The organism is Brevibacillus sp. FW306-2-1A-C05A (genome assembly GCF_058781555.1).
This window is the reverse complement of sequence record NZ_JBYSWV010000082.1, coordinates 1-11,286: the sequence shown is the minus strand read 5'-3', so window position 1 is coordinate 11,286 and position 11,286 is coordinate 1. Positions and strand designations below refer to the sequence as shown.

The 11,286-nt window shown below is 51.8% G+C and carries 9 protein-coding genes; 6 read left to right on the top strand and 3 right to left on the bottom strand.

Annotation, left to right across the window (positions count from 1 at the left end; all coding sequences use genetic code 11):
• Positions 1 to 1,197 precede the first annotated feature (1,197 nt).
• Positions 1,198 to 3,459 (top strand): ribonucleoside-triphosphate reductase, adenosylcobalamin-dependent, encoded by a 2,262-nt coding sequence (nrdJ, locus tag AC3WJN_RS24935; protein WP_007784801.1) that lies wholly within the window; start codon positions 1,198 to 1,200, stop codon positions 3,457 to 3,459.
• A 47-nt stretch (positions 3,460 to 3,506) separates the two neighbouring features.
• On the opposite strand, the gene AC3WJN_RS24930 is transcribed toward nrdJ, so the two are convergent.
• Both AC3WJN_RS24930 and AC3WJN_RS24925 read right to left on the bottom strand, forming a co-directional pair.
• Positions 3,507 to 4,304 (bottom strand): GerAB/ArcD/ProY family transporter, encoded by a 798-nt coding sequence (locus tag AC3WJN_RS24930; protein WP_005834772.1) that lies wholly within the window; start codon positions 4,302 to 4,304, stop codon positions 3,507 to 3,509.
• An 11-nt stretch (positions 4,305 to 4,315) separates the two neighbouring features.
• Positions 4,316 to 4,549: a hypothetical protein gene (locus AC3WJN_RS24925; protein WP_005834770.1), complete on the bottom strand. Its 234-nt coding sequence runs from the start codon at positions 4,547 to 4,549 to the stop codon at positions 4,316 to 4,318.
• Between the two features lie 136 nt (positions 4,550 to 4,685).
• Between AC3WJN_RS24925 and AC3WJN_RS24920 the strand changes: the two genes are divergently transcribed.
• Together AC3WJN_RS24920 and AC3WJN_RS24915 are read left to right on the top strand one after the other, a co-directional pair.
• Entirely contained in the window at positions 4,686 to 5,117 is a 432-nt protein-coding gene (locus AC3WJN_RS24920; protein WP_007784796.1) for an acyl-CoA thioesterase, read from the top strand.
• Between the two features lies 1 nt (position 5,118).
• A complete protein-coding gene (locus AC3WJN_RS24915) occupies positions 5,119 to 5,514 on the top strand; it encodes an FxsA family protein (protein ID WP_005834767.1) in 396 nt (131 codons plus the stop codon).
• 68 nt (positions 5,515 to 5,582) lie between these two features.
• Here AC3WJN_RS24915 and ytvI read toward each other — a convergent pair whose 3' ends face one another.
• Positions 5,583 to 6,713, bottom strand: a complete 1,131-nt coding sequence (gene ytvI / locus AC3WJN_RS24910) for a sporulation integral membrane protein YtvI (protein ID WP_005834766.1) — start codon at positions 6,711 to 6,713, stop codon at positions 5,583 to 5,585.
• 379 nt (positions 6,714 to 7,092) lie between these two features.
• Here ytvI and citZ point away from each other — a divergent pair, with 379 nt between their 5' ends.
• The 3 genes from citZ to mdh all read left to right on the top strand — a co-directional run bounded on the left by citZ (position 7,093) and on the right by mdh (position 10,615).
• On the top strand, positions 7,093 to 8,205 hold the full coding sequence (gene citZ, locus AC3WJN_RS24905) for a citrate synthase (protein WP_005834764.1): 1,113 nt from the start codon (positions 7,093 to 7,095) through the stop codon (positions 8,203 to 8,205).
• Between the two features lie 135 nt (positions 8,206 to 8,340).
• On the top strand, positions 8,341 to 9,624 hold the full coding sequence (gene icd, locus AC3WJN_RS24900) for an NADP-dependent isocitrate dehydrogenase (RefSeq protein WP_005834761.1): 1,284 nt from the start codon (positions 8,341 to 8,343) through the stop codon (positions 9,622 to 9,624).
• Between the two features lie 52 nt (positions 9,625 to 9,676).
• Positions 9,677 to 10,615, top strand: a complete 939-nt coding sequence (mdh, locus tag AC3WJN_RS24895; protein WP_005834759.1) for a malate dehydrogenase — start codon at positions 9,677 to 9,679, stop codon at positions 10,613 to 10,615.
• Positions 10,616 to 11,286: the final 671 nt, after the last annotated feature.

Here is an 11,286-nt window from a genome sequence, read left to right as displayed (position 1 = left end):
AAAAATAAGGGCAGACGTTCTTTCGATTCAAGTTTTTGCAGTTCCTCAAAGGAAAAAAGTGATGGCTGGAGAATATACAAGTGACTTCACCTTCCTCGAAAAGTTTTCGTGTGTGGTTGCTTGAAAACTTCTCCTTCTTGGGGTGAAGTCCTTTTTTATGCTTTTCAAGTGCTTGATACGAAAGGGCTCAGAAATCTGCAAAAGGCTCATATTATAAATATGATGGTATCAATTACCGAATCATAGTAAAATTGGGACAAGTACATAGGCACGGCTTTCAAGGGGGGGCGGCTCATCCTCACGTCTAACAGCGAGGGGGTGAGAGCATGACAGTATTCGAGGCGCTAATGGGGAATGTAACTTTTTTTGTGTAAATGGGTTTTTAACGGGTGGACAGTTAGATATGACGTGGGCATATGTGTTTGATATTGAGCCACAGTAAACCATACATTCTTTTTCAAAAGTTTCCCCTGCTAAACAAAGGGGAAACTTTTGAAATTTTTTGTACCAAGGAGGCTAATATATGCAACAGTTGGCAAATATCATTTTGATCTTTTCTTCTGTTATCACGCTTATATTTGCTGGGAGGGCGATCATTCAATATAAGGGTGCAGATGATAATCGGAAAAAAAATTAATAAATACTTTTCTGATTTCCCTTGTGATTACAGGGATTTTGATAGCGTTGGTAACAATGTTTATTATTGGATCAGCTTAGCTCTGAAAATCAGCTTTTGACATGATCGGGCAGCAGTAAAACACAATGGTAACTCAACGCAAATGATCCAGCAGAAAGGTCTTTGCACAAATACTTTTTTGGGGTGGCATAGCGTCACCCTTTTTTGTGTTGTCCCAACTGTCTGCCAAGTTTTTTTGCTAACGCTTTCCAAATAACGGCGCTTTTTAGGTGATGCAAACCAAGGGAGAATCTGATAAAATCGATCAGGTGTTCGTCTTGGTGGCTCTCGGCTTTTTACAGTTTGCGCGTGTTTTTTCCAGGAGAAAACGATGTCATCCGGCTCGCGAAAAGGGGAAAAACGGCTCCCTTCGTGCGGTTGTCGATGTCAAGCACTTTTTTCAGCGAAACACAATATGTAGTGTTGTCGAATTTTATTTCGCACAATATATAGGTGAAACTATTGAGTTTTTTTTACAAAGATAGTTAACTAGAGAGGAAAGAATCGAAGGAGGAACGTTCATGTTGGCAACCGAAACCGTATCCCGAACCGTTTTTTTGAGGGATGAATTTTTAGCACAATATCCAGATTTTCCTGTTCATATGAATCCTCTGGGACAATTTGTTTACTACCGGACTTATTCTCGCTTCCTCCCGGAGAAAGGCAGACGGGAAACGTGGAAAGAAACATGCCGCCGCTCGGTGGATTACAATATGAAGCTTGCGTACCAACATATGAAAAAGATCGGCTTGCAGCCGGATGAGCGGGCGATGGAGGCAGAAGCGGAAGGGCTGTTTGACAACATGTTCAACCTTCGTCAGTTTTTGTCCGGACGGACGCTGTGGGTAGGCGGCGCGGAGAACGGCGTTGCCGATTTATACCCGCTGGCTAACTTTAACTGCTCGTTTTTGAACATCAGGTCATGGGACGACCTGGGCGATTTGTTCTACCTGTTGCTCGTAGGAACGGGCGTAGGCTTTAAATGCACGAAGGAAATGGCAGCCGGACTTGGGCCGATCCGCACCAACGTCACCCTGCTTTCCTCCGAGTACAGACCGCTTCCGAAGCACCAGCGTCTGGAACGCTCCGAGCTGAACGTGCTGGACAACGGCTTTGCGAAAATTTACGTAGGGGACAGCAAGGAAGGCTGGGTCGAGTCGCTGCGCCTGTACTTGCAAATTCTCACGGATTCCGCCTACGAGCATATCCATACGGTCAAAATCTCCTACAACAGCGTGCGGCCAAAAGGGGAGCGGCTGAAGCGCTTTGGCGGAACAGCAAGCGGACACGAGCCGCTGCGCGAAATGTTTGAAGGAATCGACAAAGTGCTGAAAAACCAGATCGACCAGCATCTGGCCCCGATCGAAAGCGACGAAAAAGGGTACGGCAAAATTCGCCCCATACATATTCTCGACATCGGCAACCTCATCGGAGCAAACGTTGTGGTCGGGGGCGTGCGCCGCACCGCGGAAATTTTCCTGTTTGACCACGATGACTACGAGTGCATGCTGGCGAAATACGGCATCAACGGCTTCTGGACAGAGGAGCAGCTCGCCCACCATCGTCGTGTCGGAGAGCTTTTGGGAGAGCACAAGCCTGTCTGGTTTGACAGCATTCAAAAAGTGGGAGACGGGCGCTTCGGCCTGGATCACCGCCGCATGTCCAACAACTCGATTGCGTTCACCAAGCAGCCGACCAAAGAGTTTTTGCATCTTGTGTTCACGCTGATGCAACTGGAGGGCGAGCCAGGCTTTATCAACCTGGAAGAAGCGAATCGCCGCCGCCCGAATGCGGAAGGACTCAATCCTTGTGCGGAAATTTTGCTCGATTCGTACGGGGTCTGCAACTTGACGACAGTGAACCTGGTTCAGTTTGTCCGCGAGCGTGAGGACGGCTCGAAATATTTGGACCTGGACGGACTGTTGGACGCGCAGCGCAAATCTGCCCGCGCAGGATTGCGGATGACGCTCGTAACACTGGAGCTGCCGCACTGGGATACGGTCCAGCAGCGCGACCGCCTGCTCGGAACGTCGTTGACAGGCGTGAAGGATGCGCTCGCTTCTCTCGGCTATACCGAAGAGCAGGAGTTGGAGTTGCTGCGTCAACTGGGCGATGCTGCCCGCAGTGAAGCAGACCGCTACGCGTATGAGCTGCGCGTGAACTCGCCGCTGCTCGTGACGACCGTCAAGCCGGAAGGGACGTTGTCGCAGGTGGCCGGGGGCGTTTCCAGCGGCTTGCACTGGTCGCACTCGCCGTACTACATCCGCCGTATTCGCATCAACGCCCAGGACCCGCTGGCAAAGGCTGTACAAGCTCTCGGCTGGACCGTCCATCCCGAGGTGGGGACCCCTGGCGAAACGCACGAAGAGCGCATGGCAAATGCGCGTACGCTCGTGATCGACTTCCCGGTAGCATCCGGTGCGCAAGAGACGAAAAACGAAGTGAGCGCGAAACGCCAGTTCGACACGTACTTCCGTTTTCAAAAGGAATACACCGAGCACAACTCTTCCAATACGATTACCGTTCGCAAGGAAGAGTGGAGCGAAGTGGAAGAAATCGTCTACGCCAACTGGGACAATTTTGTCGGCGTGTCCTTCCTGCAACTGGATGGCGGAAACTATCAGCTTGCGCCGTATGAAGAGTGCACGAAAGAGCAATACGAGGCGCTGAAGCAATCGATGAAGCCGTTTGACCCGGCGATTTTGCAGCAATTCGAAACAGGCGGCGAGGCTGATCTGTCTACCGCAGAAGCGTGCGAAGGCGGCGCTTGCCCGATTCGTTAACACGCTGCTTCACATGAGGAACCAACATAGAGAAGAGGGAGAGACGGTCACGACGAGTCTCTCCCTCTTTTTTTGCGGATCAGGCCGACGATCAGGAGCAGCAGCGGGTAAAACAGCCCGAAAATCAGGCTGTAAGGCAACCAGGCGTCGACATCCCACTGGTTCATATACGCTGTATTCGGATAGACGATCAGGGAAAAGACGACGACGAGAAAAGCTTTGGGAAGGATGAGCGGCTTGTAGGTGCGGAGTCGAAATACTTGCACCATGCTGACAAACGACATGGTGCCTCTCATGATGCCGTTCCCGCTCGCTTCGAGAATCGGCTGTACGTTTTCAAACTCCATGGTCGAACAAAGAAAAAAGATCAGGGAGCAAAACAGCAACAGTAGCAACGGGGTAAACAGCTCGATGCATCGGGCGAAAGCCTCCAGTCCAAGCCGCATGGCGAGCATGACGACGAGCAAAAACAAAATGTGCAGCGCGATGATCGGAGTCTCTGGGAACATGTGCGTGATTAAAAAGTTTCCGATGTAAAACAGCACCTGCGAAGAGGCGAGCAGCATGGTGAAGAGGAAAAGCAGCGAGACTGCCCAGCCGAGCCATTTGCCGAGAACGCGTTCGTTGATTTCCAGCAAGTTTTGATTGGGATAGAGCAACCCGACAGCGATGTAGAGCCAGGCCAATCCATAGCCGACTACATTTCCCAGGATGGCGCAAATCCACGCATCCTGCTTTGCATCCGCAGCCAATGTAGAAGGGGCGACCAAAATCGTGGTCCCGATGCAGAACAGGGCTGTAATTATCATCATTTGCCGATTCGAGATAGTGACGTTGGACAGCACCTGATGTCCTCCTAGTGGAACAATCTCTGCAAAAATTCCCCAAAGGGGCCAAGGACGGCGAGCACCCAATCGCCCGGATTGGGCATGGCGACCCCCAACACTTTGAGCACGCCTGCTGCTGCGGCAAGCAAAAGCAAAAGGGAAAACACAACAAGCTCCCGATAATAGCCCAGGTGAACCAGATGAGGGATTTCCCACCAGGCAATGATGATCGCTGTGACCAAGACAACGGTTGCTCCCCACATTCCTTTTCCTACTTTCCTGTTTGCGCCAGTTTATTTTTTTCGAGTATTGACGTAATGAAAAATTGACATACCAGCCAGACCGCAAGACCAGTTTGTCTATGGTACAATATACGTATAGAGAAAGGGGCGATGATGAGTGAGTCCGATTATTCATGCCCATCGGCTGCGAGTGCGCTACGGCGAGACAGATCAGATGGGCGTGGTCTACCATACGAATTACTTGAACTGGTTTGAGGTAGGACGAACCGAATTGATCCGCAATGCGGGGCTTACCTACCGCGAGCTGGAGGAAAGAGGCGTGCTGCTGCCGGTCACGGACGCGTCGCTCTCCTACAAAAAGCCGGCCCGCTACGACGATGTGGTGGAAATCCAGACGCGGGTCAAGGAGCTGAGTGCCGTTCGACTAGCGTTTGCTTACGATATTATCCGCGTGTCGGACCAGGAGCTGCTCGTGTCGGGCGAGACGATGCACGTTTTTACGAACGCAGAGCTGAAGCCGATTCGCTTGTCCAGAACAGAGCCGGAGGTTTACGCCTGGCTGGATGCCCAGTATAAAGGAGGGGAGTAGCATGCTGCGCTTTCTCATCATCCTGTTTGTCGTCGGATTCGGTTTGGAGCTGTGGGGGCTGATTACGGTCGGCTCGCTCATCGGCGGCTGGAACACGGTTTTGCTGGTGATCCTGACCGGGCTGCTCGGGGCTTGGCTGGCGAAGCAGCAAGGCGTCCAGGTGTTTCGCACGCTGCAGTTCCAGTTGGCACGGGGGCAGATGCCGACAGAGACGATTATTGACGGCGCGCTGATTCTGATCGGCGGCATTTTGCTGCTGTTGCCAGGCTTTGTCTCCGACGTGATCGGCCTGATTTTTCTCATTCCGTACACCCGCATGATTTTGCGCCACCTGCTGAAACAATGGCTGTGGTATTTGATCTCGTCGGGGCGCATCCAATTCTTTTTCCGCAGATAAAAGAGCAGTTGTCAAAAAGAACCGCTTCGAGCGACGGCCTCACGGCTAGCCCGAAAGCGGTTCTTTTGTTAGGTGCGTTTTCCCCGAATGTAGGTCCAGATGTCCACGAACACGTTGGCTTTGACCAGCGCGTTAATCAATACGAGCGAGACAGGGCCGATAATCAGCCCCAAAAAGCCGAACAGTTGCAGGCCGACGAACAGGGCGACCAGCGTGAGCAGCGGATCGAGACCGACGCTTTCCGCGACGACCTTTGGCTCGATGATCTGGCGGAAGATGAGAACGACCGCGTACAGGATGGACAGTCCGATGACCATCGTGTAGTTGCCTTTGAAAAACAGGTAGATGATCCACGGAACGAAGACGGTTCCCGTTCCGAGATACGGCAGCAGATCGACCAGGCCGGTAATCAGCCCGATCGTAATCGCGTATTCGACGCGCATGATGAGAAGGCCGACGATCACGATGGCGGCCGTCAGCGAGATGAGCGTCAACTGCGCCTTGAGAAAACCGAGCAAAGCGCCGCGCAGGTCGCGGAAAATCTGGTCCAGCCGGTTGTTGACGCCGCTTGGCAACAGGCGGCGGAAGCGCGCTTCCCAGAGGAAGAAGTCTTTGGAAATAAAGAACGCGCCCATGATGGAAATAACCGATACGGTAGCCATGTTCGGCAGGGAGACGAGCACGTTTTTCAGGCCGTCCAGGAAGCTGACAATCAGGTTTTGCCCGGCGTGGGTGATGGAAGTAATGCCGCTTCCGACCGTGTTGCTAATTTTGTCCTTGTAGTTCGGGTCAAGCTGGTCGTAAATCCATTGCACCTGGTTGTAGATGCCGAGCAAAAAGTCTTGCGAGATCGTCCGCTGCAAATACTCGGACAGCTCCTGGGCGAATCCCGGCAGGCGCTTGGCCAACTCGCCGATCTCCACGACGGTTTCCGAGACGACCAATGTCGCCAGCCCGATGGCAAGCAGCATCAAGACGAGCAGGGCGAGAGTGACCGACAGCCAGCGCGGAATCTTGAACTTTTGCGTGACGAACGTGACCGGCTTGTGGATCAAAAGCGCGATGACTAAAGCAATTATAAATGGGTAAAGTAAGGGTGTTGCAAACTGAAACAGCCGAATTCCTACATAAACAAGCAGGCAAACCCAGAAAAAGCGAATGATCTGAAAGAGGCGCTCCACCCAGTTTTCCTGATTCAACAAAGGTCTCCTTTCTGCCATCGAACAGCACACAAATCCTTATGGAACTATTATGCAGCAAACCGGACAAATGGAGCAAGTTCGCGCAAAAAACAAAACCGGGTTTCATCCTTTGAAACATTTTTTCGCCAATCTTATTCACAAAATCGCAATAATCTTTTATAATTGGGTCGACTTATAGTGGATTCTTTTCACTCGCCTCTCCCCCTTGGCATGTTCTAAGGATTTGCGTGGATCTATTCCCTGACAAGAGTGGTGGATGAAAGAAACCGCTGCCATCAACTTCATATTTGCTGTGGATAAAGTCGTTTATCAGTCACAAGGACAAGCGAGGACTGGATAAGCGCTACTACTTGAGTGGAAAAGGAGAGGGAGTTCTATGACAACAACACGTGGACTAGAAGGCGTCGTTGCCGCTCAATCATCGATCTGTTCGATCGTCGATGGGGTTCTTTGCTATGGCGGGATCAACATCGATGAGTTAGCAGAACATGCAACTTTTGAAGAGGTTGTATATTTGCTCTGGCATGGAGCGTTACCGAAGCGTGATCAGCTAGACGCTTTGAAAAAACAATTGGGTGAAAATGCAACAGTGGCAAAAGAAGTGCTGGAGAGCATCCGCCACTACCCAAAAGGCGTACACCCAATGGCGGCGTTGCGCACAGCTGTCTCTTCGTTAGCGCTCTACGACCCAGAAGCGCAAGACATGTCTCCTGAAGCCAACTATCGCAAATCCATCCGTCTGATGGCTCAAACTCCTACCTTGATTGCCGCTTACGAGCGCATGCGCAAAGGTCTGGAGCCAGTTGCTCCTCGTGCAGATTTCACCATCGCCCAAAACTTCCTCTACATGCTGACTGGCGAAGAGCCGACAGAAACAGCAGTGAAAGCGTTTGACGTTGCGCTGGTTCTGCATGCTGACCATGAGTTCAATGCATCTACCTTCGCTGCTCGCGTAACCGTTGCGACCTTGACTGATATCTACTCCGGTATCGTCTCTGCCATCGGCACGCTCAAAGGCCCTCTGCACGGCGGCGCCAATGAAGCGGTTGCGAAAATGCTGGTGGAAATCGGCAGCCTCGACAACGTAGAATCGTACATCCGCGCCAAGCTGGACAACAAAGAGAAAATCATGGGCTTCGGACATCGCGTCTACAAAGATGGTGACCCGCGCGCGAAATGGCTGAAGCAAATGTCCCAAAAGCTGACCGCGCAAATCGGTCGTCCAGAGCTGTATGAAATGTCCGTGAAAATCGACGACATGATTTCCAAGGAAAAAGGACTGAAGCCAAACGTTGACTTCTACTCCGCTTCCGTGTACATCTCTCTCGGCCTGGAAACTGACCTGTTCACACCGATCTTCGCTATCAGCCGCATGTCCGGCTGGACGGCTCACATCATGGAACAGTATGAAAACAATCGCCTGATCCGTCCGCGCGCGGATTACACCGGTCCGGTCAACCAACACTACGTTCCGATTGACCGCCGCTAAACACTCGCTATTTTCGAGCGTGGAGGGCACCTGTTCCCTAAGCGCAAGCTTGAGAACTACCACAAGCAGTGGTAGTTCTCCTACGTCTGGAAATATTCATAATCACCTATTATCTTCACCACTGGAGGGATTCTTGTGTTCAAAAACCTTGCACAACCAACTGCCGGCGAAAAAATTACGGTTGATAACGGCAAACTGGTAGTTCCAAACAACCCGATCATTCCTTTCATCGAGGGCGACGGTACTGGCCCTGACATCTGGAAAGCTTCCGTTCGCGTACTGGATGCAGCGGTAGAAAAAGCATACAACGGCGAGAAAAAAATCGCTTGGTTCGAAGTATTCGCAGGAGAAAAATCGTTCAATCAATACAACGAGTGGCTGCCAGAAGATACATTGACAGCGATCCGCGAATATTTGATCGCCATCAAAGGTCCTCTGACTACACCAGTAGGCGGCGGTATCCGTTCCATCAACGTGGCGCTGCGCCAAGAGCTGGATCTGTACGCTTGCGTGCGTCCTGTTCAATACTTCGATGGCGTTCCATCCCCTGTGAAACATCCTGAATTGACAGATATGGTTATTTTCCGCGAGAACACAGAAGATATCTACGCTGGTGTTGAGTGGGCAGAAGGCACTCCGGAAGTGAAAAAAGTAATCGAATTCCTGCAAAAAGAAATGGGCGTGAAGAAAATCCGCTTCCCGGAAACTTCCGGTATCGGGATCAAGCCTGTTTCCAAAGACGGTACAGAGCGTCTGGTTCGCGCAGCGATCAACTACGCGATCGACAACAACCGCAAATCCGTTACCCTCGTACACAAAGGCAACATCATGAAGTTCACCGAAGGCGCGTTCAAAAGCTGGGGTTATGCAGTGGCTGAAGCGGAATTCGGCGACAAAGTGTTCACTTGGGCACAATACGACCGCATCAAGGCTGAAGGCGGCGACGCTGACAAAGCGCAAAAAGAAGCAGAAGCGGCTGGCAAAATCATCGTAAAAGACGTGATTGCGGACGCGTTCCTGCAACAAATCCTGACTCGTCCTGCCGAGTACGATGTAGTAGCAACCCTCAACCTGAACGGTGACTACATCTCCGACGCGCTGGCTGCACAAGTTGGCGGTATCGGTATCGCTCCAGGCGCAAACATCAACTACCTGACTGGCCATGCGATCTTCGAGGCAACTCACGGTACAGCGCCTAAATACGCTGGTCTGGACAAAGTGAACCCATCCTCCGTGATCCTGTCCGGAGAAATGATGCTGCGTCACCTGGGCTGGAACGAAGCGGCTGACCTGATTATCAACTCCATGGAAAAAACCATCTCCGCGAAAACCGTAACGTACGATTTCGCTCGCCTGATGGAAGGTGCAACCGAGCTGAAATGCTCCGAGTTTGCTGACGCGCTGATTCAAAACATGTAAGATAAAGATAGTTTGGCAACGATTACCTTACATTTTGGAGGGGAGTTAAGTCATGGCATTCAACCGTAAAAAAATCGCTGTTATCGGTAGTGGCTTCACTGGTGCAACCACAGCATTTATTTTGGGGCAAAAAGAACTGGGCGACGTCGTATTGGTTGATATTCCGCAACTGGAAAACCCAACAAAAGGGAAAGCGTTGGATATGATGGAGTCTTCTCCTGTACTGGGGTTTGACGCCAACATTACAGGCACAGCCAGCTACGAGGACATCAAAGGTGCCGATCTGGTCATCATCACCGCAGGGATTGCCCGCAAGCCTGGCATGTCCCGCGACGACCTGGTGAACACAAACGCAGCCATCATGAAGTCGGTGGCGGAGCAAGTGAAAACGTATGCGCCAAACTCGATCGTGCTCGTTCTTTCCAACCCTGTTGATGCGATGACTTATACCTTCTACAAAACGTCCGGCTTCCCGAAAGAGCGCGTAATCGGGCAATCCGGCGTGCTGGATACGGCGCGTTTCCGTACCTTCGTGGCAATGGAGCTGAACGTCTCTGTTGAAGACGTGACAGGCTTCGTGCTCGGCGGACACGGCGACGACATGGTTCCATTGGTGCGCTACTCGTACGCGGGCGGCATTCCGCTGGAAACATTGATCCCGAAAGATCGCCTCGATGCGATCGTCGAACGCACCCGCAAAGGCGGCGGCGAAATCGTCAACCTGCTCGGTAACGGTTCCGCCTATTACGCCCCGGCTGCCTCGCTGGTGCAGATGGCTGAAGCGATCATCAAGGACAAAAAACGTATCCTGCCATCCATTGCGCTTCTGCAAGGCGAGTACGGCTACCACGATCTCTACCTCGGTGTTCCGACCCTCCTGGGGGCAAACGGGATCGAGAAAGTGATCGAGCTGGAACTCACCGCAGAGGAAAAAGCAGCCCTCGACAAATCGGCTGATTCCGTGCGCAATGTCCTGGCTGTTTTGAAATAGCCGGGTCGAGATGAATAACCAAGACGCCTTTCTTCGCGAAAGGCGTCTTTTTTTGCGGGAACGTCCAGTGGAGGTGAAGCAAATGACGTCTTTGTCCGGTGGCGGGCGGGGCGAACTGCTCGGCCGAAGTAGTTGCGAGACGAATGAAGTGCAAGGCGCCTTTGGCTTGGGGGAGTTTTTTGCGTGTTTTCCTTTTGCTCCTCTGGCTCGGTAGGAATTCTTCTAAAACCTTGTGTTTTTTTTCGCTTCCTCTACGAGCTGTGAGGTTCGGTCAGGCGTTCTTTGGGAAAAGCCGAGTAGGTCGAAGCTGCAGTGGAGGGAGGAAACAGGAGAAAGCGCAGCAGGTGCTTGGGGCCTCTAGCGAGGGAGCGCAGACTGCCCGCCTGCGGGGAAAAAGGAAAACCGCGTCCAAAGTGGAGGATTCAGGGAAGCGGGTTCAAGGTGGACGCTTAAAAGCGTGTTTTCCCTTTTCCCCTCCGTCTCGGAAGGAGTCCCAAAGACCTTTGCGACTTTCTCCTGTTTTCTCTACGAGCTGAGGGGGGCGGTCAGGCGTTCATTCGGAAATGACAAGGTGCTCATAGCGTAGTGAGGAGGGGAGCTGGAGTTTATATTGAATTATATTGCTTATTATCAGGCCCAAAAGGAGTTGCACCTATACGACTCTTTTGAGG

Excerpts from the sequence above, each read along its gene's own strand:
- nrdJ (WP_007784801.1), top strand. The coding sequence starts at position 1,198 with ATGTTGGCAACCGAAACCGTATCCCGAACCGTTTTTTTGAGGGATGAA.
- AC3WJN_RS24925 (WP_005834770.1), bottom strand. The coding sequence starts at position 4,549 with ATGTGGGGAGCAACCGTTGTCTTGGTCACAGCGATCATCATTGCCTGG.
- AC3WJN_RS24915 (WP_005834767.1), top strand. The coding sequence starts at position 5,119 with ATGCTGCGCTTTCTCATCATCCTGTTTGTCGTCGGATTCGGTTTGGAG.
- citZ (WP_005834764.1), top strand. The coding sequence starts at position 7,093 with ATGACAACAACACGTGGACTAGAAGGCGTCGTTGCCGCTCAATCATCG.
- mdh (WP_005834759.1), top strand. The coding sequence starts at position 9,677 with ATGGCATTCAACCGTAAAAAAATCGCTGTTATCGGTAGTGGCTTCACT.